This is a genomic window from Bacteroidales bacterium, from assembly GCA_023229505.1.
Classification (GTDB): domain Bacteria; phylum Bacteroidota; class Bacteroidia; order Bacteroidales; family JAGOPY01; genus JAGOPY01.
In genome coordinates this window covers 1-22,395 of sequence record JALNZD010000058.1, presented here as the reverse complement: position 1 = coordinate 22,395, position 22,395 = coordinate 1, and the positions used below count along the sequence as shown (strand labels likewise).

The window sequence follows — 22,395 nt, the reverse complement described above, 5'->3', positions numbered from 1 at the left end:
TTATTTTTCTTTACAAATCAATTTTCAACCAAATTTGAATTTGCAATCTTCCAAAGTCATATTTTTATCGATAATCAGTATTTTTTCATTTTTAATAAATGTCCCTTTTTAGAGGGGGCTCAAGGTTCTAGGTTTAAGTTCGGGAATAATAATTTAACAATAGAACAATTTGACAATAGAACAATTTGACAATCTAACAATTTAGTTATGAAAAAAATCGGTTTAATAGCATTAGTGCTGATAATCCTGGCAGGTGCAGCAGCTTTCATTGTTTACAAATACGTTTACAACAAACCTCATCCCGACTATGTAAAAGAGAAAGCCGATCTCTCTATCGCTGCCAAGCGGTTATGGACAGATTATTCCATGAATAAAGAAATCGCTGATCCGAAATATACCGGGAAAGTCATCGAGGTCGAGGGAAGCATCATGCGGGTGGAAACAGTCGACAACCTTGTGATCGTGGTCTTCGCATTTCGAAAGGGCGATTTTGGTGATGAAGGCATCAGGGTCACTATGCTCCCGGCCTTTCACCAGGCTGCTAAAGGCATCAACCCTTTCAAGAATGTCAAGATCAAAGGTCTTTGCACCGGTTATAACGGCACGGATGTTATCATGGAAAACGGATCTATTGTCGGAAGCCGGTAACATCTCCTGAATTCACTTTTAACCCCTATTAGAAATGAAAAAACAGATCAGGCTTTTTGCACTGCTTTTCATACTGCTCGGTTCCAGGGTTGTCGCCCAGGATCTGATGGATCTTCTCAATGAAGATGAGTCGAAAAAAACTGAATATACTTATGCTACCTTTAAAGCAACGAGTCTGATTAACGGTCAAACGATCGAACTTCCGCCAAAAGGCGCTTTGAATTTCATCATATCACACCATTTTGGCAGACTCAATTCCGGCGCTTACGAATTCTTCGGTCTTGACCAGGCCAATATCCGTTTCGGTTTCGATTACGGATTTACGGACTGGCTTTCAGTCGGTTTTGGGAGAAGCTCTGTGAGAAAGACTTATGATGGTTTCATTAAGGTAAAGATCCTGCGACAAAGTAAGGGCTACAGGAATATGCCCTTCACTATGACTTACTTCTCCAACTTGGCCATCACTTCGCTGAAATGGCAATATCCGGAACGAACAAATTACTTCTCTTCCAGGATGGAATATGTACATCAGATCCTTATCGCCCGCAAATTCGGCTCAAGGTTATCGTTCCAGCTCATGCCCACTTTTATCCATCGGAACCTGGTGCCCACTATCTATGACCAGAACGATGTCTGGGCAGTAGGTATGGGGGGCAGGATAAAACTGACCAAACGTCTGGCTATTACCGGTGAATCTTATTTCCTGATGCCTGGCCAGACTCAGGAAGAATTTTACAATACCCTTTCTTTTGGTATCGACCTGGAAACAGGAGGCCATATATTCCAGATTTACCTGACTAATTCCCAGGGATTAATAGAAGAACAATTCATTCCCGGGACAACGGGCAACTGGCTGAATGGTGATATTCATATAGGTTTCAATATCCATCGGACTTTCCAGGTGGTGAAAGGGAAAAAATAAGATGGATGAAAACGAACAACTTGCCAGCCTGATCAACAAGGATCTGGGCAGCCAGGAAGAAGGCATGATCATCCCGGTAAGCAGTGTTGACCGGAACATGATCCGGGAAAAACTGGCGATTTTAATAGAGCACATGATGCAGAACAACTTCGAGAAACTTTGCCAGGCTATGTACCGCCTTGATGTATCAGAATCGAAGTTCCACCAGGTGATGACTGAACAACCCACCGAAGAGATCTCTTCTTCCCTTGCCGACCTGGTTATTGAACGTGAAATGCAAAAAGTCAGAACGAGGATCACGTATAAGAGAAAGGAGTTGTAATTTGAATTCAGTCTGCATCAAAATAATTATTCTTAATTTTGCCGCGACTTTCAATTCAATGATCGATGTCCGATAAAAAGATAGGGATCTTTTACGGCTCTTCCACGGGGCAGACCGAAATGGTGGCTGAAAAACTGCAGCAACTGCTTGGTGGGGAAAATGCTGATTTGATCAATGTAGATGTTGCGACTAAAAAAGACCTTGAAAAATACCCTTACCTCATTTTCGGTACCCCAACCTGGGGAGTTGGTGAAATGCAGGACGATTGGGAAGATTTTTCCGAAATCCTGGAAAAAACTGATCTGAAAGGGAAAAAGATTGCATTATTCGGACTTGGCGATCAGGATACCTACCCGGATAGTTTTGCTGACGGCGTAGGAATGCTTTACAATAAAATTAAAGACAAAGCCCTGGTTGTAGGAAAGTGGCACAAAAACGGGTATATATTTATCGAATCGGAAGCTTTCCGCGACAATGCTTTTGTTGGGCTCATTCTTGACCAGGAGAACCAGTCGGCAAAAACTGCTGAACGGCTCGAAAAGTGGGTCGAAATGCTGAAGAAGGAATTTGAAATTTGAAATTTGGAACCCTCTACCCGCAGTGGAAATACTGCTCCACCAGCTTCATGATCTTTTCTTCATTCTGGCCGATGTCGCGTCGGAGGTTTTTATCATTGAAGGATTTCAGGTACCGGATAATCCATTCGATCATCCCTTCAGAGAAAGTGCCGTACTTTAAATAAAAAGGTTTTTGCTTTTCAAGGGCTTCAGCCGATTCCCAGCACGATGTCGGGAGTTGTGAAACACCTGTCAGCCGTTCTTTATGCTCTTCTTTGAAAATATTGACATCGACGTAAGTGCGTTCGGCGTATTTCAATGAGTCCTTCATTTCCAGCCCGTGTCTTGCTGCGACGGCCAGGCCGGCCATCAGCAGGTAAATATCGGCCGTGCCATCAGCTCCGCGATATTCAACCGTCTGCTTTTCATAAAAATTATTTTCAGGGGCCTCTTCCAGAGGGTTGGCCATATGGACCATATTGACATTACCCGTCCACCCCAAAGGAACCCGCACGAGTACAGAGCGGTTGCGGTCGCCCCAGCATATATTCGTCGGCGCCTCCTGGTGAGGAACCAGTCGGAAATAAGAGGTTGGGTTGATATTACCGAAAGAAGTCAGCGAAGGGGAAAGATCCAGGAAGCCGGCTATCATTTTCTTTGCAGTATCGCTAAGCCTGCCTTTTTCTATCATCACATTCTTTCCGCTTTTCATAAGCCTGGTATGTATATGCAGCCCGCTGCCTGCCTTACCGGGCGTGATCTTAGGCGCAAACGACACCCGCACCCCGTATTTGTAAGCCAGTGTGCGGAGAATCCATTTGGCGATGAGCAATTGCTCGGCTGCACTCTCCAGCGGACATGGCAAAAACTCGATCTCATTCTGTTCATACATCAGGTCACCCACCTCAAAATTGCCCACCTCAGTATGTCCGTATTTGATCTGGCCCCCGGCCTGAGCAATGGCCTGCATGGCTTCTGTGCGTAAATGTTCCCACTTGGTGAACGGCATCGATTCGTGGTAACCACGCTGGTCCTCTGCCATATATAGACCTTCCTTCAGGCTGATCACGTAATATTCCAGCTCACCCATGGCCTGGAGCTCAAATCCCGTCTTTTCTTTTAATACCCTGTCGGCTTTTATCAGAATATATTCGGGTGAACTTTCCAAAGGCTCTCCATCTTTATTAAAATAAGAACAAATGATATCAAGGGTGGGTATTTCGGTAAACGGATTAACAAAGGCCGTCCGGTATTTGGGGATCACGTAAAGATCGCTGGAACCTGCTTCAATAAATGAAAAAAGACTGGAGCCATCCACTCGCTCCCCCATCGTCAGGATTGTTTCAAGGTGCTGGCGGCTGCTGATGATAAAATTCAGGGTTTTCAACCGTCCATCCCAGCCCACATACCTGAAATTGATCATCTCAATGTTGTTGTCTTCAACATATTTCATGATGTCCTGCCTGGTGAATTCTTCAGCAGGCTTATTCAGATACTGAACCAAAGGGTTGGGGTTCATTTCGGTGAAAGCTTTCATGAGCGCCACTGTTAGTTTGGTTTTAGTAAAAAGGACGGCAAACATATAAAATTTTAAGATATCAACCGGTTATATTGGCTAATATAGAAACGGTTTAAAAACAATATTTAAATTTGCACAAATAACCAACATTCAATATGGCTATTAGTAATGAAGTGATCTTCTTTTCAATATTCCTGGTTTCGATCCTCCTGTTGCTTTTCATCGACCTGGGTGTATTCAGTAAACACAGCCGTGTGGTTTCATTGAAGGAATCAATCATATCGACAACTATATGGGTCAGCCTTGCCATCGGGTTTTACTTCTTTATCCGCTTTAATGGGGACATGATCCATGGAATAAAAAATATTTCCGAACTCCGCGAAACTATTGAGAAATTTCAACATCCTATCAATATTGAAGGCCTGACATTTGACCAGGCCAAGGAAGTTTTTAATAAAAACCTGTCCCTTCAATATATAACAGGTTATATCATTGAATACTCGCTCAGCCTGGATAACGTTTTCGTCATTCTTCTTATCTTCCTTTCCTTTAAAGTTCCTGAGAGATATTATAAGAAGGTACTGTTCTGGGGAATCCTCGGGGCTATTATTATGCGCTTCATCTTCATTTTCTCCTTATCGGCCATCATTTACAAATTCGCCTGGGTGATGCTTATTTTTGGAATCTTCCTGGTCTTCACGGCGGTAAGGATGCTTATAGATTTCCTTAAGAAAAAGGTAGAAAAGATCGATGTTCAACATCACGTCATGGTCAGGCTGACAAGGAAATTTTTCCCGGTCCATTCCCATTTTGAAGGGCATAAATTCTGGCTGAAGATAAACGGGAAAACTTACGTCACTCCCTTATTTATTGTACTGATGGTGATCGAGTTCAGTGACCTGATCTTTGCAGTCGATTCAGTCCCCGCAATTTTCGCCGTAACACGCGATCCTTACATCGTCTTTTTCTCCAACATTTTTGCCATCATGGGCCTCAGGTCCCTGTTCTTCCTGGTGTCGCACTTCTTTAGTAAATTCTTCTTCCTCAAGGTCGGCCTGGCAGCATTGCTTGGATTTATCGGGCTGAAAATGCTCAGCCATGATTTCTACGAAATATCGACAAATAAATCCCTGGTCGTCATATCGGTGATCCTCGGACTTAGTATTATTGCGTCATTGATTCATAATAAGCGTGAAACAGTGATACGGTGATACGGTGAAACAGTGATATGGTGAATTAGTTATAAGGCAGTCCGCCGACTGCCGACTTCTCTCACTTCTTCAAATACTTCCCAATGAGCATCTGAGCTGCTGTATAAGGGCTTATTTTTCCGGATAGAACTTCTTGTCGTAACTGAGGCAGTTGTTTGGTCACCCGGGCATGTTGGTAAAATTGTTGGCGGATGACTTCTTCGACGGTATCCGTAAAAGCTTGGAGGGATTGCTCCCTGCGCCGCTGTTCAAAATATCCCGAAGCCCTTGCAATTGCCTGGTAATCCAGGATCATCTTCCAGGTCTCCGGAATTCCGTTACCATCTGTAGATGATGCGGTGAGCACCAGGGGTGTCCATCCTGAAGGCGAAGGAGGAAAAAGGTGCAGTGCATTTTTGTACTCCATCGCGGCCAGTTCAGCTTTTCGGATGTTGTCGCCATCGGCTTTGTTGATCACGATAGCATCGGCCATTTCCATGATTCCCCGCTTAATTCCTTGCAACTCATCCCCTGCCCCGGCCAGCATCAGGAGGAGGAAAAAATCGACCATCGAATGAACGGCCGTTTCCGACTGGCCGACACCTACGGTTTCAACAAAAATGATGTTAAATCCCGCTGCCTCGCAAAGGATAATCGATTCGCGTGTATTTCGCGCAACACCTCCCAAAGTTCCTTTTGATGAAGAAGGGCGGATAAAAGCATTTGGATCGTTAGCCAGGTCTTCCATCCGGGTTTTGTCACCCAGGATGCTGCCTTTGGTACGCTGGCTGCTGGGATCTATAGCTAATACGGCAATCCTGTTTCCCTGCGCCGTAAGAAATTTCCCGAGAGACTCGATGAAAGTGCTCTTGCCGACTCCCGGGACCCCGGTAATGCCGACGCGGACAGATTTCCCCGAAAATGGCACACAGGCCCCGATGATCTGCTGGGCCAGTTCCTGGTGACGGGGTAGTGAACTTTCTACCAGGGTGATGGCCTTACTGAGCAATGACCGGTTTCCGGCACGGATTCCTTCCAGGTATTCTCTTACTTCCAGCTCTTTCGGGCGGGAATCCCTGAATTTGCGCGCCGCCTCCGGATTCAGTGCAGAGGGCTGATCTATCCCTTTATTAACGCGTAAGGCAGATTCCTCTTTGGGTTCTTTTTCAATCATCACAGCAAATTTAATGATTTTTTTTTACCTTTGCCGGCTCAAAACTCTCCGTAGCTCAGTTGGTAGAGCAATTGACTCTTAATCAATGGGTCCCAGGTTCGAATCCTGGCGGGGAGACGGATTTTTAAGGCTAAACCCGTGTAGATTAATAATTTACATGGGTATTTTTTTTAAAGGGGACGGTAGGGGGGACGGTAAAAGTCGTTTTAATTGGAAAATCACCCTTTATAAAAGTTTCATTCATCCTTGACGCAACGAAGAGAAAAACCAGTTGCCTTATTCATAATGGTCCATATAATATGTCAATTTTGGAATTATCGTGCAGAATTGAAGGCACCCAATCAGCCATTTGAGGTAAATTCGACCTGATGACTACCACAACCTTCAATCAAATAACCAACCAGAACTGCTTCGCAGGGTTCGATAAAGCAAGCAAGCGGGAGATTATGCGGAAGGTTACGGAGTTGTGATGGAAAACATTAAGTTAAAATACTCTTTCTAAAATAAAGAATTTTACCAATTATAGTTATATTTGTATAAGATATCTTTATGAAAATATCAAAATAGGTTTTTAACATTTCCTACCATGATTAATAAGAAGTTTTTTACCGAAGAAATGTATGACACCCTGCTTTATGAGACAGAACATTTCACTGTGATTCCATCACTTGGATCGTTTATCGAGGGATGGGTATTGATCGTTCCTAAGGAAGAAATCTTAAATTTCAGTCAATTAACTAAAGAGAAGCATTTTGAATTAGATCAATTAATTAATACCATTAAATCTATTCAAGATTCAGTATATGGTAACACTGTAATCTTTGAACATGGTCCATCAGCTAAATGTTCTAAAACTGGTTGTGGTGTAGATTATGCTCATTTACATCTCGTTCCCTGTGAATATAATTTGATTGATGGATTTCAGTACTATTTTACACCTAATTTAAAATGGCATGAAATTCAAAACATTGCAGAGATTGCAAATTTTAATGTTAATAAATTGGATTACTTATATTATCGAACCCAAGATAATAAGCATTTCGTTGCAATAAGAGAAGAATTCCCAAGTCAAATCTTTAGACAAATAATTGCCCATTATAAAGGACTTCCAAGTAAATATGACTGGAAAAAATTCCCTGAGTACCAAATAATAAAAAAAACAATAGCGGAGTTTAAAAAAATAAAGGTACATCATGAATCCTAACCCAGAGACTACTTCAGATTTTGCTCCAGATGATCCAAATGATGGTAGAAGTGCTGGGAGTTGGGAAACTCGGTACCCTATCAAAGCGCAAAGGACCATTATAATTGAAGCAATATATTTGGCCATTATATTCTTAAGTATTCCAAGCATAATCTTACTAATAATTTTTTGGAAAGAATGCATATTCTTTACAGACCTTGTTTTTAGGAAATATGCGTTTGCCTGGCTCGGGGGTACTTTTGGTGGCGTCCTCTTCGCAATTAAATGGTTGTATCATTCTGTAGCTAAGAATATTTGGAATGAAGATCGCCGATTATGGAGATTATTCACACCTCATCTTTCAGGTGGGTTCTCATTTGCAATTGTTGTTTTGATTTCCTCAAATCTTATTAATGTTTTTGATCCTGCTTCATTAAATAAACTCAGTACAATTTTTGGTATAGGATTTTTATCTGGTTATTTTTCCGATTTTGCAATTGGTAAATTATCAGAAGTTGCAAAAATTCTTTTTGGGGCAGCTCAAAAACCTGATTCCAAATAAGAATAACTAAAGATTTCTGATGTCAAATTTGAATGAGTATATATTATTTAGTCATGATTTTAGTAAATCAACTATTGAAAATTCAGGTGCTAAAGCATATAACTTGTTTAAATATAATTTATCTACTCCTGAGTTTATTGTTCTAACAAGTGATTTCTATTTCTTATGGTTAGATTCAGTTAATTCGAAAGCAAAAGAAATTACAGTTTATTCCATTATTGAAGAGTATTTTTTTAGAAAAGATATTGATTTAACAATAATAAGATCAAGTGCTGTAAACGAAAGCTTTGAGGAACGAGGTCAATATTTAAGTGTAATTTGTAAGCCAAAAACTGAAAATATTAATGATGCAATTAATAAGATTTTCAAGGATTTCTCAAAAAAGAGCAATTCTACTAATAAGATGGCGCTCATTATACAGAAATATTGTAAGCCTATCATACAAGGTCATTTATCAAATGAGCGAAGAGAAACACCCAAAAAAGATTCTTGGTTAATTGAAAAGGAGATAATTTCAGAAAAGAAGATTAATGTTGAGAAAATTAAAGCTACATTAGGTGAGCTTTTGAAGTTTGACTATTCTATTTACACTTGTTTAAATACTGATACATTAAATAAAAGTTTACAGTTCGTTGCCTCCTGGTTTAGTAAAATTGATAATAGAGTTCATATTGAATGGCTTTGGGATGGAACGATGTTTTGGATTTTACAAATTGATGAAGAATGTAATTATATAAAAGGTTCTAAACCTGGGATTGAATGGAATAAAACAAAATGGGATAAAAGTTTTATTTCTCACGAAGAACCAATAGAATTTGAAGTTCTTGAAACGATAGGTACCGTGAGGAAAAATTGGCCAAAGATCTCTTGTGTAAAAAAATTTCGTGAACTTAAATTTCCCTTTTGGCAAGTATATATACTTGAAAACGAAGATATAATAGAGAAACTTGCTTTAGGCGAAGTCGATCTTACATTAAGATCGGATATGAGAAAACTACTCCTTACCCCAATTGTAATTAGAACTGATGTAATTGATAAACAGGGATTACTCCTTCCAAGAACCGATGCAATTTTTGTAATAGAAGATGCTATTGAATTTTTAATTAAGGAATCACAAAGGTTTAAAAATAGTGGATTAAACTGTGACCAATTTTGTTTTTTGATACATGAGTTTATTGTATCAGTGTCCGGTGTTTTAGCTTATGCAAAACCAAATTTGGGCCGAGTACGTATTGATTCAACATGGGGCATTGTTGAAGGACTTTATTTTTATCCACATGATTCTTTTGAAGTTGAAACTCAAAAGAAAAAAATCACAAAGAAATTGCGATGTAAATATAAGTATGTTGATGTTCATCAAAATGGCAACTGGTATGCAAAAGATGCTGGAATAAATTATGATTGGAAGCAATCAATATCGGAACATCAAATTTTTGAAATTGCTATATTCACACAATCTTTGGTGGATGACCTGGAGAAACCGGCAACAGTAATGTTTTTTATTAATAACAAGATAGGATACCCGGAAATACTCCCTTGGTTTTATTCTATCGATGAAATTTATGATTCAACAACTGATTACACTGAAGTCATCTTTTCCGAGAAGAAAGTAACAATTAAGTCCAAAGCGGATTTTGAAGAATATAAAAATTTAGATATTACTCAACACAAAAAGAACAGAATAAAATTATGCTTAAATGTTGACCTTTTGAGAGAAAAGGAGTTTATTGAAGAGATTGGAGTTTTTGCGAAATTAAATGGTTGTGTTGTAGATATTGAAGGTAGCATTCTTTCTCATCCGTATTATGTATTAAAATCAAAAGGTGTAATAGTAAGATGTCAGAATCCACTGGAATTATCGTATAATCCAAAAGAGTTTTATAAATTGGTAAGAGATAAAATCCCAGTAAAAATTGAAAGCCAATTTGAAACTGCAATTAGTATAAAAGTTCTGCCAAGTGAATTACTTAAACTATTAAAGGAAAAGGCGATTGAAGAAGCTTTCGAATTCTATTGGAGTAAAAATAATGATAATACAATCGAAGAATTAGCTGATCTGTTTGAAGTCATTATAGGTGCATGCAAAACATTTGGAATATCACTTGAGGAAATCGAAAAAATTGCTGAAAATAAACGACAAAGAAGAGGTGGCTTTGAACATGGTGTGTTTTTAATTGCGACAAAAGAAAATTCACTTTTTCAATTAACTAAGCATGAACAAAATTTATTTCCTGCTGAGGATGATTATCAGGATTTTAAAGTCAAAATAAAGCCAACTGTTAAATTCTTCCAAAAAGGTAGAATCAAAAACTTAAAATCACTGACTGAGATAGATAAATTTCTATTATTTTATATAAATAATTATAACTCACTTTCAAACAGCTTTAGATATATATTAAAGCCCGGCGACTACAACAGTATTTTAATTGAATATAAAGAGAAAGAAATAAGTATTTCGCTTGAAAAGATTGACTTTGAAGCAAATATTGACCAAATGAAACTATTCAAAGAGTAGTTGTATTTGGTCCCACAATTAATGAGAATTGTCAATTTGTTGATACTTATAATGGTTTAAGATTGAATTAAAATGGAGAATGATTTTATTTAAAAACAGCATCTATTAATGAAGGATTTGTCAGAATCCGCCTAACTTTAAATCGTGTTGAATGACCACATAATTATTTCGGACAAACAAGGCCACATTCTTTATTTCCCCATAATTCCTTATATTTACTCCCTTATTCTCCCTTATGCCTGATAATCAATTCCCGGAACAAAAAGCCAGGGATCAGATAGATGCTCTCCTCGTCCAAACCGGTTGGACCATCCAGAATAAGGATGAGATTAACTTTGCTGATGGTTTAGGAATTGCGGTGAGGGGGTATCAGACAGAAGTAGGGCCGACGGATTATATTCTTTTTGTGGATAGGTATCCGATGGGGGTGATCGAAGCTAAGAAAGAAAGTGAAGGCCAACGTTTGATATATCATGAGGACCAGGCGGAAGAATATGCCCGGAGTAAGCTGAAATACTTCAACAACGAACCGCTTTCATTCGCTTATGAATCCACTGGTACGATCACCCGGTTCACTGACTTGAAGGATCCAAAACCCAGGTCCAGGGAGGTATTTACTTTTCATCGCCCTGAAACGCTGAAAGAATGGCATGCACAGGCGAAATCCCTTCGTGAAAGACTTCATGATCTCCCCGTTTTAACTCCAGAAGGACTACGGGAATGCCAGTTCAAGGGGATCAATAACCTGGAGAAATCGTTCAGGGATAATCGTCCCCGTGCATTGATCCAGATGGCGACTGGTAGCGGGAAGACATATACTGCTATAACGTCTATTTACCGTTTATTAAAGTATTGCGATGCGACAAGGATATTGTTCCTGGTAGATACAAGAAACCTCGGTGAACAGGCGGAACAGGAGTTTCAAAGGTTCATACCTAATGACGATAACCGGAAGTTCACGGAGTTGTATAATGTCCAACGGCTTAACTCCAAATATATCTCCCCGACAAACCAGGTGTGTATCAGTACGATCCAAAGATTATATTCCATCTTAAAAGGGGAAGAACTGGAAGATACTGCAGAAGACATCAATCCTTATGACGCATATCAACCAAAAGAGCCTGTGCCGGTGGTCTATAATCCCAAAGTACCCGTAGAGTTCTTTGACTTTATTGTCATTGATGAATGTCATAGGTCCATTTACAATTTATGGAAACAGGTGCTGGACTACTTCGATGCCTTCCTGATTGGTTTGACAGCTACTCCGGATAAGCGCACTTTCGGCTTTTTTAATGAAAATGTCGTTAGCGAATATTCCCATGAAGAAGCCGTTGCTGATGGGGTGAATGTTGGGTATGAGGTTTACCTGATTGAAACGGAGATCACAATAGAAGGAGCTAAGATCCAGGCAAAGGAATATGTGGACAAACGAAACCGTCTTACCCGGCAGAAGCGATGGGAACAACTGGACGAGGATTTGGAGTACACAGCAAAGCAACTGGATAAGGATGTGGTGAATTTCAGCGTGATGCGCAACATCATCCGGGCATTTAAGGAGAAACTGCCGGAAATATTTCCTGGTCGTTCCGAAGTTCCTAAAACACTGATCTTCGCCAAGGATGACAGCCATGCTAATGACATCATCCATGTTGTAAGGGAAGAATTTGCCGAAGGAAATGATTTCTGTAAGAAAGTAACTTACAAGACGGAGGAAGATCCCAAGTCAATCCTGGCGAATTTCCGGAATGCCTATTATCCCCGAATTGCTGTCACAGTTGATATGATTGCCACCGGAACCGATGTAAAACCCCTGGAGTGCCTTATCTTCATGCGTGATGTAAGGTCACGGAACTATTTTGAACAGATGAAAGGCAGGGGAACCCGGACCTTCGATATGGATGACCTGAAAAAGGTAACCCCCTCCGCCTCCACAGCAAAGACACATTTCGTTGTGATTGATACAGTTGGTGTGACCAAATCCATTAAAACGGAAAGCCGGCCATTGGAACGTAAAAAGAGTGTTCCATTGAAAGAGCTTCTGAATGCGGTGATGCTGGGAGCAAGGGATGAGGACACATTCATCTCAGTTGCCGGCAGGCTTGCACGTTTATCCAACCAAATGACGGCAGAAGATAAGAACCTGTTTAGTGAACTTTCAGGGGGTAAACCTATCAATATCGTCATTCATGACCTTTTAAATGCTCATAATCCCGATAAGATTGAAACTACTGCGCGGGAACAATATCAAGTTGAAGCAGGTAAAGCTCCTTCGTCTGATCAGTTGGAACTTGTGCAGGAAACTCTGATCAAAACTGCAAAGAGCCATTTCAATGGTAAATTGAATGAGTTTGTGGTGAAAGTGCAGCAGATCATTGACCAGGTTATTGATACAGTAAACATAGATAAGGTTAAGTATGCCGGATGGGATGAGCATTCAGCGGAAACCTCCACACAGATAATAAAGGATTTCAAGTCTTTCCTGGAAGAAAACAAGGATGAGGTGGTGGCATTGAGCATTTTCTACGATCAACCTTACCGCAGGAAAGAACTGACCTATAAAATGATCAGGGAGGTACTTGACATCCTCAGACTGCAGCGTCCAGCCCTTGCTCCTGTGCGGGTATGGGAGGCTTATGAAAGAATTGAACAGGTGAATGGCAAATCCCCGAAGAATGAGCTGATTGCCCTGGTATCGCTTATCCGGAAAGTTTCAGGTATCGACCAGGTATTGACACCCTATGACCAGACAGTTAACAGGAACTTTCAGACCTGGGTGTTTGGCAAGCAGGCCGGACCTATAAAATTCAATGAAGAACAGATGGAGTGGTTGAGGATGATAAAAGAACATATCGCCAACAGCATACATGTAGATAAGGAAGATCTTGACTTTGCTCCATTCGATGCCAAAGGTGGAATTGGTGGTATGTATCAGTTGTTCGGCCAGGAAATGGAAAAGATCATTGAGGAGATCAATGAGGCTTTAGTTGCATAGTTATTAGTAGATTCCAAAGTGAAGTAGCAAAAAGTTAATGCATTTTTACCATTTTATACAAAATAATACTTGCTTTTTGGCATAATAGGTGTATTTTTGTAAAACTTTTGAATATTTTGGATGTTATTATCATTGATAAAGAACTATTAAAACTGTATAATACAGGGCAGTCCAAAAAATTGAAGTTACCTCAACATGTTTCAGATAAATTTTTTGCCACAATCCAGAAAATCGAAGCCGCAATCAATTTCTATGATTTATCTGTAGACACAGGATTACATTTTGAACGATTAAAAGGTTATGAAAACCTTTGGTCAATGAGGCTTACAGGAAAGTACAGGCTTGAAATGGAAGTCACCTGGCAAGATGAAAAACAATCAATCGGTATCTTTTACATAAAAGACATCACCAACCATTATGGTGATTGAAATAAAGTCAGCACATGGAAACAACAGCACAAATCAGAGCAGCCAAAAAGTTTGGCCCGGGTTATTTTATCCGGGAACAAATGGAGTTAAGAGAATGGACGCAGGAGGATCTTGCCGAAGTGATGGGGATCACGCTTAAACATCTCAATAAAATCCTTCAGGAGAATCAGCCTTTAACCCTGGAAACAGCCCGTATTCTTAGCGAAGTATTTAATTCATCGGCTCAATATTGGCTTAATATTGATACAGGATATCGCCTATGGCTGGAACATGAAAAAAGTGATAAAGAAAAGGAAGCAGATTTGAAATCCGTGATTTATGAACGCATGCCGGTCAGGGATATGATAAAGAAGGGATGGTTAAACCAATGTAATAAAACAGATGATCTTAAGTCTCAAATATTAGATTTCTGGAACTGGGATAAGCTTGATTTTAAACAAGTTGATGACAATCTTCTCCCGTGCCTTACTAAGAAGTCCTCTGCTTATAACCAATTCAATGCATCTTATGCGATAACATGGTATCAGATGGCCCGTAAGGTTTCCGAAACCCTTCCTCGTTCAGCGTATATCAAAGAAAATTTAGAAAAGCTCTATAATGAAATCCATCTTTATACGATTAAAAATAATGGTATTGAACTTTTTTTGAATGAACTTTATCAATGTGGAGTGGTTTTCTTTGTTCTGCCACATCTCCAAAAGACTTATCTCGACGGAGCTGCTTTTATTTCAGGCGAAAATCCTGCAATAATTTATACAGGCCGGTACAAACGAATAGATAACTTCTGGTTCACGGTTGCTCATGAAATCGCGCATGTCCTTATGCACCTCGGGGAACAAACTCCGTTTATCCTTGATAATCTTAAGAATGGGGAACGGAACGAGCTTGAAGATGAGGCTAACGACCTTGCTGCTGCAAAATTAATGCACCGGGAAATTTCTGAATTTCTTTACCCCTATCTGAATTACCTGACTACAAGCCGGGTAGAAGAATGTGCTAAAAAATACAATGTGCACCCTTCTATCATTATAGGCAAACTTGCGTTTGACGAGAAATTATCTTACAGGAATATTTACTTGTACAATGAAGATGTCTTAAAGATAATTCCGGAAAAGTACCAGAAAGCCTAAACTACTTTATAGATTATTACTCTGAATTAAAAGAAATATTCATTACAAAAGGCTGATAACATGAATTATAATTATTTGAAGGTTATTTGATATGTTTACAGTTCTTCCAGTAGATTAATAAATATTAAACATAGAATTAGAAGCATAATGGAAAAATTTAATCCTTTAATGCAAGTAGAAAAAGATGAGTTTTTCATCCCTGAAGTCAGAAAATGGTCACTGGAAAAATACAGACTAGTAGGGGGATTCTGTGATATATTTACTACTGGGATGAAAAACCTTTGGAACCAACTTGTCTATATTGACCTTTACGCAGGGGCGGGCTTCGCTAAAATAAAAGAAACCGGGAAAGTCTACAAATCTTCTTCACTTATTGCATTGTCTTTGCCGATTCCATTTACTAAGTATATTTTTTGCGAGAAAGATCCATACTGTTTCTCTGCTTTAAAGAGCAGGATTGCAAGAGATTTCTCTGGTATTAATATTACACTTATAAACAAGGATAGCAATTTGGCAATTAATGATGTTCTTAGTGCAATTCCCCCTTTTGGAATAAACAATACGCAATTACCATTTTGTTTTGTAGATCCTTACTCACTTGATTTTGATTTTAATACTATAAGGACAATTGGAAATAAGAGATTAATGGACTTTTTGATCCTTCAGGCATTACATATGGATGCTAACAGAAATCTTATCAAATACCTAAAAGAAAAGAATGATAAAATTGCATGTTATTTAGGAATGGATAAATGGCGAGAAGATTTTAAACTTGATTATAAAGGTTATTCAAATAATTTCGTAAAATTTCTTGCAGAGCAGTATCAGAAGCAAATGGTGAATATGGGTTATTTAAATGAACGTAATATGCATCAAATTCGATCTAATGAAAGAAATCTGCCTTTATATTACTTATCATTTTACTCAAAACACCCAAGAGGTTTGCAATTTTTTAAAGAAGTTGAAAAACGGACAACAGCTCAGCTTAGATTAGAAATTTAATTATGTCGCAATCTAAAATTGAATGGACTGAAATGACCTGGAACCCGGTGACTGGCTGCACTAAAGTTTCACCTGGATGCAGGAATTGTTATGCGGAAGTGATGTCAAGGAGGCTGAAGGCCATGGGTCAGGAGAAATACAAAAATGGTTTTAAGCTCACTTTGCACCCTGATACTCTTTCTGAACCCTATACCTGGAAAAAGTCCAAAGTTGTTTTTGTAAATTCAATGAGTGACCTGTTTCACCAGAATGTACCTATCCAATACGTTCAGAGGGTGTTTGATGTTATGAATGATAATCCTCAGCATCTTTTCCAGATTCTTACTAAGCGTGCAGAAAGACTTTTAGATTATGACCAACAAGGCAAGTTAAAATGGAGCCATAACATCTGGATGGGTGTTTCGGTAGAAAACCAAGGTACAACGTTCAGAATTGATTTACTTCGGGAAACCAAGGCGAGAGTGAAATTCCTTTCCTGCGAACCATTGCTTGGTCCTCTTCCTGATCTAAATCTTGATCAAATTGACTGGGTAATAGTTGGTGGTGAGAGCGGCCCTAAAGCCAGGCCGATGGAAGCAGATTGGGTTATTGACATAATGGAGCAGTGCAAAAAAGCCAATATTAAATTCTTCTTCAAACAATGGGGTGGGTTCAATAAAAAAAAGGCTGGCCGGAAATTACAAGGCAAAATCTTTGATGAAATGCCTGAGTTTAATGTGATTTGAAGTGATGTCAGAATTCCCGAATATTAAATGGCCAAAGAAAAGACTTGACGAAGTCGCTCTAATAATTGCAGGACAATCCCCTTCTTCTGAAACTTATAATACAGAAGGTATTGGATTACCATTTTTCCAAGGAAAAGCGGAATTTTCAGAAATTCACCCAATTCCAGTTAAATGGTGTTCAAAACCAATACGAATTGCCCAACCAGACGATATTCTTATTTCGGTTAGGGCCCCGGTTGGGGACGTAAATATTTCTAATTCTCAATGTTGTATCGGAAGGGGACTTGCTGCCATACGATATCCAGTACCTAAATACTTATTCTTCTATCTACGTTTAATTAAAAATTTAGTAGCCCAGGAAGGAACGGGGAGCACCTTTAACGCAATTTCAGTAGATGTAATGAAGAACCTCTTAATTCCTTTTCCTTCACAATCAGAACAGCACCGTATTGTAATAAAAATCGAAGAGCTCTTCAGCGAGCTGGATAATGGCATCGCCAACTTAGAGAAAGCCAAAGAGCAACTTAAGGTCTATCGGCAGAGCGTGTTGAAGTGGGCATTTGAGGGGAGGCTGACAAATACGGATGTGAAAGAAGGGGAATTGCCGGAGGGATGGAAGTGGGTGAAAATTAAAGAAGTTGCAACTACTTTTAGTGGGTTTGCATTTAAGAGTGGCGATTTTAAAGATAAAGGTGCATATCAGGTGATTAGAATGGGTAATGTCAGGCCAGGGATTATAAGATACTTTGAAAGCTCTGTATTTGTTGATGATCCTGATGAAAGTATTTTAAAAAGGTCTATGCTCATGCTTAATGATGTAATTATCACCCAAACGGGTACAAGAAAAAAAAGAGATTATGGTTTTACGGCATTAATAAAAAAATCAAATCTTTTACTTAATCAGAGGATAGCGGCTATGAGATTTAATGATGGTTATTTACCATCATTCTTTCTTTATTTTTCCTGGACTAATGTATTTAAGGATCAGTTTTTTGAAAATGAAACAGGCAATGTTGGACAGGGAAATGTTGGTATGAAGGCAGTTACAGAATCATTAATTCCTTTTTGCAGTTTATCAGAACAACAAAGAATCGTCCAAGAAATTGAATCCCGCTTTTCCCTTGCCGACAAAATGGAGCAGACCATTGATGAGAGTTTACTTCAGGCCGAGGCGTTGCGGCAGTCGATATTGAAGAGTGCTTTTGAGGGGAGGCTGGTTTAATATGATAAATGAATAATTAAAACCTGAAATTACAATCCGCTTGAATCATGGAACATTTGGTTTATATATCGGAATACCTCATTAAAATTGACAGAGGGAAAAAGGTTGCCAATGCTATTGAAGAAGCATTTGGTAAACGATTGGAAAAAATACCTTCCAATTCAAATGAATGGTGCAGGGATTACATGCCCGTAAAGGCATCTGATGGAAAATTGGTGCTGTTCAAATACATGCCTTCCTACCTTGTAGGGTGGAAGTCCTACGAAAAATCGATTCCGGAAGATCAACAAGCAATCTGCCGTAGCATTGGGTTAGACTTCGAGGAGTGTGATGTTATTTTGGACGGTGGTGCAATAGAAATTTTTGGAACACAAGGTATCATTTCAGATCGGGTAATAAAAGATAATTGTTCTTCCTGGCATGGAGATTCACCTACCGTATTAGGTATTATTAAAGAGAAATTAAAGTTGAAATCATTGATTGTCGTTCCTTCCGATCCCTGGGACTTTACAGGTCATGTGGATGGAATGGTACGATTCATTGATGAAAAGAAGGTGGTTGTCAATGATCTCATTGGACTTGAAAATAGGATGAAAGGATTTTCAATTTATGAGCAGGAATTGTTCAGGCTATGGAAGGCTCATTTTTATAATACATTAAAAGATGCTGAATTAGAAATCGAAGAAGAACTCCCTTGCGAAGTTCATAGGAATAAAGATGATAAGGATGCGACTGGTATATATCTTAACTTTCTTCTACTTGATGATGTCATTATAATGCCTTCATATACCCAATATGAGGCATCAAACAAAAAAGCACGGATTAAACTTGAAAACCTTTATAAAAGAAGGGTTATAGAAATTACAGCAAATGATATTGCTAAACACGGTGGTGTTATTAATTGTGTGACATGGACAAATTAAACTAATGGAAAGCCTAATATATGAGTACTAATTATTCGCATAGTATGTATCAAAGACTTCTGGAAAGGAACATCACCCTTCCTGATGAAAAGAAGTTCTCCAATGAAGGGGAATTTCCTTTACCACATATCCCAGAATTAACAATTAAGGCAATTGTTTTAGGGGCCGATCCTACGAATCCATCAGAAAAAAGAATTGAATATGTCTTTGATTTATATCCTGATGAATCGTTAAGGAACAGAGGTTATTCATGGATAATCGAGAATAATCTAAAAAGCATTGGATTATCATGGCATCATGTCTATGTTCAGAACCTGTGCAAGAATTATTTCAATGGCGTAACTTCGATTGAAAAGGAAAACTGGCTTAAGGCAGCGGAAGTTTGGGTTGGTGATCTTCGTGAAGAACTCGATTCAATTCAAAAAATTCCTTCACACATACCAATTTTAGCAACTACTTATTACATTGTTAAAGCATTAGTAACACCACCAAATCATTACAAAGAACCCAAGATTTATTATGGGAATGATTACAAAAATTTCGTTCCATTACCTCCTGACAATTGTATGTTGAATCGTCCTCTAATACCCTTCTACAGAAGCACAAGTTATTATTTAGGTAATAATAAGAGAAACGGGTACAGGGATTATATTGCCCAATTAATTAAAGAATAAAAGCAATAACTAAATGAACACTTCTACCATAGTATCCAAAGTCTGGTCCTACTGCAATGTCCTCCGTGATGACGGGGTAGGTTACGGGGATTACCTGGAACAACTTACCTACCTCCTCTTTTTAAAGATGGCTGACGAGTATGGAAAGCCTCCGTATAACAGAACTATAACTATCCCCACAGTGTATAATTGGGAAAGCCTTAGAAATAAAAGAGGAGCAGAATTGGAACTTCACTATTCAACGCTATTGAGAGTGCTCAGCACTCAGCCAAAGATGCTTGGAGCAATCTTTTCAAAGTCACAGAACAAGATTCAAGATCCTGCCAAGCTCTACAAGGTCATCCAGATGATTGATGAAGAAACATGGGTGATGATTGGAGCTGATGTGAAGGGGGATATTTACGAAGGATTGCTTGAAAAGAATGCAGAGGACACCAAGAGTGGTGCAGGACAATATTTCACACCCAGATCGCTTATCAGGGCCATGGTGGAGTGCATCCGCCCAGAGCCGAACAAGACCATTGCCGATCCGGCTTGTGGCACTGGAGGCTTCTTTTTAGCTGCTTATGATTTCCTGGTTAAGACCTATCAGTTGGATAAGGAACAAAAGGAGTTCTTAAAACATAAAACCTTTTCCGGAAACGAGATTGTCGCCAACACCCGCAGGCTTTGTTTGATGAACATGTTTCTCCACAATATTGGAGAGATGTTCGGTGATTCAACAATTTCGCCAACAGATTCTCTCATAGCCGATACCGGCAATCGGTTTGATTACATCCTAACAAATCCTCCCTTTGGCAAGAAAAGCAGCATGACCTTCACCAATGATGAAGGAGAAGAAGAAACAGAGGACAGGACTTACAACCGGCAAGATTTTTGGGCAACTTCATCAAACAAGCAACTCAACTTCATCCAGCATATCCATACCATGCTCAAAACCACCGGTAAAGCAGCCGTTGTTGTGCCAGATAATGTATTGTTTGAAGGCGGAGCAGGCGAAACAGTCCGGAAGAAGTTACTGCAAACCATGGAACTCCATACTATTCTTCGATTGCCAACCGGTGTATTCTACGCCCAGGGTGTTAAAGCAAATGTCCTGTTCTTTGATGCCAATCCCGCCTCAAAGAATCCCTGGACAAAAGAAGTATGGTACTATGACTACCGGACCAACATCCACCATACATTGAAGAAGAATCCGATGCGGTTTGAGGACCTGAAAGCTTTCATTAACTGCTACAATCCTGAAAACAGGCATCAGCGAAAAGAAACCTGGTCGGAAGTAACCCCGGAAGAACGGTGGCGGAAGTTCACCTATGACGAGATCATTGCTCGTGATAAGACCAGCCTGGATATATTTTGGCTTAAAGACAAGAGCTTGGCTGACTTGGATAACCTACCCGATCCGGATGTGCTGGCCCTGGAGATCGTGGAAAACCTGGAGGCAGGATTGGAGAGTTTCAGGAGGATTGTAAATGGATTGCAAACCATTAAAAACAAATAAGGCAATAAAACAAATTGACCACTTGAGCCTTACCATTCCATTCATGGCGCGTAGACAAATTAAATATCCCTGATCCAGCACCGCCGCCGGATATACAACCTGCTTTCATAATTCTTCCAGATGGCAATGGCTCTTAAGTTTTCCTCCAGTTGCGGATGGGTCCGTGTAAGTTTTATACCAGCATCTATATAAGCTTTGGTAAGTTCATGGTAAACCAGTGCTAAGATCCCTTTTCCCTGGTAATCCGGCCTTACCCCTACCAGATACATATGAACGATATCATTTTTTCGGATGGCCCGCAGGAGGTGAATAAATCCGAAAGGCAGTAATGACCCTTTGGCCTTTTGCAGCGCTAAGGCAAGACTCGGCATAGTTATCCCAAATCCCACAACATTATCCCGGGCATCGAGAACCAGGGAAACAAATTCGGGGCGGATAAAACCAAAATACATTTTAGTATAATAATCCATCTGTTTCTGTGACAGCGCGGTGAACCCGTACAGATCGCGAAAGGCATCATTATACATTGCAAATGTTTATTCCGGTGATACTGACCCCTCATTCCGGCCATACTGACTCCCCCTCCTCTGAGGGGGATTTTTGAGGACAGGATTTTAAAGAACGGTCAATGGCTTTTTGTTTCTGTAAAATTATTATTTATTGTTTTTCTTCCGCATCGATTCACCTTTTAAATCGATGCGATGGGATCCATGATATAAACGATCCAGGATCGCATCGGCGATAGTACCCTCCCCAATGATGTCGTACCATTTGTCGACCGGGAGCTGAGAGCCAATGATGGCTGACTTTTTATCATACCGGTCTTCAATGATTTCCAGTAAAATCATCCGTGTTTGGGCATCAAGGGATTGTAAGCCAAAGTCATCCAGGATGAGTAAATCTGATTTCTCAATGCGGGTGATTTCTTTGGGGTATGAACCGTCAGCCTTTGCCACTTTCAAGGAAGCAAAGAGTTTCTGGCAGTTGAAGTACAGAACCTTATATCCTTTCAGACAAGCCTGATGTCCTAGGGCAGAGATCAGGTAACTTTTCCCCACTTAATGTAAAATTTTACATTAAGTGGGTTATGTAAACCAAATGATAATGTAAAGTTGGACCGTAAGACCCACCGTGAACCTTTATAAATTTTCCTGATTCTCCAATTTTACTTTACATTATTTTTTTATCTTATATACGGCACAATTG

At 39.5% G+C, this 22,395-nt stretch carries 22 protein-coding genes and 1 tRNA gene; 19 read left to right on the top strand and 4 right to left on the bottom strand.

Going from position 1 to position 22,395, the window contains the following annotated elements:
- The 5 genes from M0Q51_15650 to M0Q51_15630 all read left to right on the top strand — a co-directional run.
- A partial coding sequence (locus M0Q51_15650) for a hypothetical protein (protein ID MCK9401412.1) occupies positions 1 to 189 on the top strand: 189 nt, incomplete at its 5' end.
- 18 nt (positions 190 to 207) lie between these two features.
- Positions 208 to 648, top strand: a complete 441-nt coding sequence (locus tag M0Q51_15645; protein MCK9401411.1) for an OB-fold putative lipoprotein — start codon at positions 208 to 210, stop codon at positions 646 to 648.
- A 34-nt stretch (positions 649 to 682) separates the two neighbouring features.
- Positions 683 to 1,570: a DUF5777 family beta-barrel protein gene (locus M0Q51_15640; protein MCK9401410.1), complete on the top strand. Its 888-nt coding sequence runs from the start codon at positions 683 to 685 to the stop codon at positions 1,568 to 1,570.
- A 1-nt stretch (position 1,571) separates the two neighbouring features.
- Entirely contained in the window at positions 1,572 to 1,892 is a 321-nt protein-coding gene (locus M0Q51_15635) for a hypothetical protein (protein MCK9401409.1), read from the top strand.
- A 65-nt stretch (positions 1,893 to 1,957) separates the two neighbouring features.
- A complete protein-coding gene (locus tag M0Q51_15630) occupies positions 1,958 to 2,470 on the top strand; it encodes a flavodoxin (protein ID MCK9401408.1) in 513 nt (170 codons plus the stop codon).
- 13 nt (positions 2,471 to 2,483) lie between these two features.
- Here the strand turns inward: M0Q51_15630 and M0Q51_15625 are convergent, their stop codons facing one another.
- Positions 2,484 to 3,986 carry a glutamine synthetase family protein gene (locus tag M0Q51_15625; protein MCK9401407.1) on the bottom strand — a complete coding sequence of 501 codons (1,503 nt, stop codon included), beginning with the start codon at positions 3,984 to 3,986 and terminating at the stop codon, positions 2,484 to 2,486.
- 137 nt (positions 3,987 to 4,123) lie between these two features.
- Here M0Q51_15625 and M0Q51_15620 point away from each other — a divergent pair, with 137 nt between their 5' ends.
- Complete coding sequence (locus M0Q51_15620; protein MCK9401406.1) at positions 4,124 to 5,179, top strand: TerC/Alx family metal homeostasis membrane protein; 1,056 nt, start codon at positions 4,124 to 4,126, stop codon at positions 5,177 to 5,179.
- Positions 5,180 to 5,240: 61 nt separating this feature from the next.
- Here the strand turns inward: M0Q51_15620 and meaB are convergent, their stop codons facing one another.
- Complete coding sequence (gene meaB, locus M0Q51_15615) at positions 5,241 to 6,332, bottom strand: methylmalonyl Co-A mutase-associated GTPase MeaB (GenBank protein ID MCK9401405.1); 1,092 nt, start codon at positions 6,330 to 6,332, stop codon at positions 5,241 to 5,243.
- 44 nt (positions 6,333 to 6,376) lie between these two features.
- Between meaB and M0Q51_15610 the strand changes: the two genes are divergently transcribed.
- The 13 genes from M0Q51_15610 to M0Q51_15550 all read left to right on the top strand — a co-directional run bounded on the left by M0Q51_15610 (position 6,377) and on the right by M0Q51_15550 (position 21,189).
- Positions 6,377 to 6,449: transfer RNA gene (locus M0Q51_15610), tRNA-Lys, on the top strand.
- Between the two features lie 469 nt (positions 6,450 to 6,918).
- Complete coding sequence (locus M0Q51_15605) at positions 6,919 to 7,536, top strand: HIT domain-containing protein (GenBank protein MCK9401404.1); 618 nt, start codon at positions 6,919 to 6,921, stop codon at positions 7,534 to 7,536.
- On the top strand, positions 7,526 to 8,077 hold the full coding sequence (locus M0Q51_15600; GenBank protein MCK9401403.1) for a hypothetical protein: 552 nt from the start codon (positions 7,526 to 7,528) through the stop codon (positions 8,075 to 8,077). Before M0Q51_15605 ends, M0Q51_15600 begins: the two co-directional genes overlap by 11 nt.
- Before the next feature lie 28 nt (positions 8,078 to 8,105).
- The gene (locus M0Q51_15595) at positions 8,106 to 10,592 is read left to right on the top strand and encodes a nucleoside triphosphate pyrophosphohydrolase (protein ID MCK9401402.1); all 2,487 of its coding nucleotides are present in this window, start codon (positions 8,106 to 8,108) and stop codon (positions 10,590 to 10,592) included.
- A 235-nt stretch (positions 10,593 to 10,827) separates the two neighbouring features.
- Positions 10,828 to 13,584, top strand: a complete 2,757-nt coding sequence (locus M0Q51_15590; GenBank protein MCK9401401.1) for a DEAD/DEAH box helicase family protein — start codon at positions 10,828 to 10,830, stop codon at positions 13,582 to 13,584.
- Positions 13,585 to 13,700: 116 nt separating this feature from the next.
- Positions 13,701 to 14,012, top strand: a complete 312-nt coding sequence (locus M0Q51_15585) for a type II toxin-antitoxin system RelE/ParE family toxin (protein MCK9401400.1) — start codon at positions 13,701 to 13,703, stop codon at positions 14,010 to 14,012.
- A 14-nt stretch (positions 14,013 to 14,026) separates the two neighbouring features.
- Positions 14,027 to 15,142, top strand: a complete 1,116-nt coding sequence (locus tag M0Q51_15580; GenBank protein ID MCK9401399.1) for an ImmA/IrrE family metallo-endopeptidase — start codon at positions 14,027 to 14,029, stop codon at positions 15,140 to 15,142.
- A 147-nt stretch (positions 15,143 to 15,289) separates the two neighbouring features.
- The gene (gene tcmP, locus M0Q51_15575) at positions 15,290 to 16,144 is read left to right on the top strand and encodes a three-Cys-motif partner protein TcmP (GenBank protein ID MCK9401398.1); all 855 of its coding nucleotides are present in this window, start codon (positions 15,290 to 15,292) and stop codon (positions 16,142 to 16,144) included.
- Positions 16,145 to 16,146: 2 nt separating this feature from the next.
- Entirely contained in the window at positions 16,147 to 16,869 is a 723-nt protein-coding gene (locus tag M0Q51_15570) for a phage Gp37/Gp68 family protein (GenBank protein ID MCK9401397.1), read from the top strand.
- A 4-nt stretch (positions 16,870 to 16,873) separates the two neighbouring features.
- Complete coding sequence (locus M0Q51_15565) at positions 16,874 to 18,091, top strand: restriction endonuclease subunit S (protein MCK9401396.1); 1,218 nt, start codon at positions 16,874 to 16,876, stop codon at positions 18,089 to 18,091.
- A 47-nt stretch (positions 18,092 to 18,138) separates the two neighbouring features.
- Complete coding sequence (locus tag M0Q51_15560) at positions 18,139 to 19,014, top strand: agmatine deiminase family protein (GenBank protein ID MCK9401395.1); 876 nt, start codon at positions 18,139 to 18,141, stop codon at positions 19,012 to 19,014.
- Between the two features lie 44 nt (positions 19,015 to 19,058).
- Positions 19,059 to 19,688, top strand: coding sequence for a hypothetical protein (locus M0Q51_15555; protein MCK9401394.1), 630 nt, complete (start codon positions 19,059 to 19,061; stop codon positions 19,686 to 19,688).
- A 13-nt stretch (positions 19,689 to 19,701) separates the two neighbouring features.
- Entirely contained in the window at positions 19,702 to 21,189 is a 1,488-nt protein-coding gene (locus M0Q51_15550; GenBank protein MCK9401393.1) for a type I restriction-modification system subunit M, read from the top strand.
- A 59-nt stretch (positions 21,190 to 21,248) separates the two neighbouring features.
- Here the strand turns inward: M0Q51_15550 and M0Q51_15545 are convergent, their stop codons facing one another.
- Positions 21,249 to 21,716 carry a GNAT family N-acetyltransferase gene (locus M0Q51_15545; protein MCK9401392.1) on the bottom strand — a complete coding sequence of 156 codons (468 nt, stop codon included), beginning with the start codon at positions 21,714 to 21,716 and terminating at the stop codon, positions 21,249 to 21,251.
- Positions 21,717 to 21,842: 126 nt separating this feature from the next.
- Complete coding sequence (locus M0Q51_15540) at positions 21,843 to 22,247, bottom strand: ATP-binding protein (protein ID MCK9401391.1); 405 nt, start codon at positions 22,245 to 22,247, stop codon at positions 21,843 to 21,845.
- Between the last annotated feature and the right edge of the window lie 148 nt (positions 22,248 to 22,395).

What these genes read in the sequence shown, in the direction of transcription:
- M0Q51_15640 (MCK9401410.1), top strand. Translation starts at nt 683, where the DNA reads ATGAAAAAACAGATCAGGCTTTTTGCACTGCTTTTCATACTGCTCGGT.
- M0Q51_15560 (MCK9401395.1), top strand. Translation starts at nt 18,139, where the DNA reads ATGGAACATTTGGTTTATATATCGGAATACCTCATTAAAATTGACAGA.
- M0Q51_15590 (MCK9401401.1), top strand. Translation starts at nt 10,828, where the DNA reads ATGCCTGATAATCAATTCCCGGAACAAAAAGCCAGGGATCAGATAGAT.
- M0Q51_15630 (MCK9401408.1), top strand. Translation starts at nt 1,958, where the DNA reads ATGTCCGATAAAAAGATAGGGATCTTTTACGGCTCTTCCACGGGGCAG.
- M0Q51_15635 (MCK9401409.1), top strand. Translation starts at nt 1,572, where the DNA reads ATGGATGAAAACGAACAACTTGCCAGCCTGATCAACAAGGATCTGGGC.
- M0Q51_15625 (MCK9401407.1), bottom strand. Translation starts at nt 3,986, where the DNA reads ATGAAAGCTTTCACCGAAATGAACCCCAACCCTTTGGTTCAGTATCTG.
- meaB (MCK9401405.1), bottom strand. Translation starts at nt 6,332, where the DNA reads ATGATTGAAAAAGAACCCAAAGAGGAATCTGCCTTACGCGTTAATAAA.
- tcmP (MCK9401398.1), top strand. Translation starts at nt 15,290, where the DNA reads ATGGAAAAATTTAATCCTTTAATGCAAGTAGAAAAAGATGAGTTTTTC.
- M0Q51_15555 (MCK9401394.1), top strand. Translation starts at nt 19,059, where the DNA reads ATGTATCAAAGACTTCTGGAAAGGAACATCACCCTTCCTGATGAAAAG.
- M0Q51_15645 (MCK9401411.1), top strand. Translation starts at nt 208, where the DNA reads ATGAAAAAAATCGGTTTAATAGCATTAGTGCTGATAATCCTGGCAGGT.
- M0Q51_15600 (MCK9401403.1), top strand. Translation starts at nt 7,526, where the DNA reads ATGAATCCTAACCCAGAGACTACTTCAGATTTTGCTCCAGATGATCCA.
- M0Q51_15545 (MCK9401392.1), bottom strand. Translation starts at nt 21,716, where the DNA reads ATGTATAATGATGCCTTTCGCGATCTGTACGGGTTCACCGCGCTGTCA.
- M0Q51_15580 (MCK9401399.1), top strand. Translation starts at nt 14,027, where the DNA reads ATGGAAACAACAGCACAAATCAGAGCAGCCAAAAAGTTTGGCCCGGGT.
- M0Q51_15605 (MCK9401404.1), top strand. Translation starts at nt 6,919, where the DNA reads ATGATTAATAAGAAGTTTTTTACCGAAGAAATGTATGACACCCTGCTT.
- M0Q51_15620 (MCK9401406.1), top strand. Translation starts at nt 4,124, where the DNA reads ATGGCTATTAGTAATGAAGTGATCTTCTTTTCAATATTCCTGGTTTCG.
- M0Q51_15565 (MCK9401396.1), top strand. Translation starts at nt 16,874, where the DNA reads ATGTCAGAATTCCCGAATATTAAATGGCCAAAGAAAAGACTTGACGAA.
- M0Q51_15570 (MCK9401397.1), top strand. Translation starts at nt 16,147, where the DNA reads ATGTCGCAATCTAAAATTGAATGGACTGAAATGACCTGGAACCCGGTG.
- M0Q51_15550 (MCK9401393.1), top strand. Translation starts at nt 19,702, where the DNA reads ATGAACACTTCTACCATAGTATCCAAAGTCTGGTCCTACTGCAATGTC.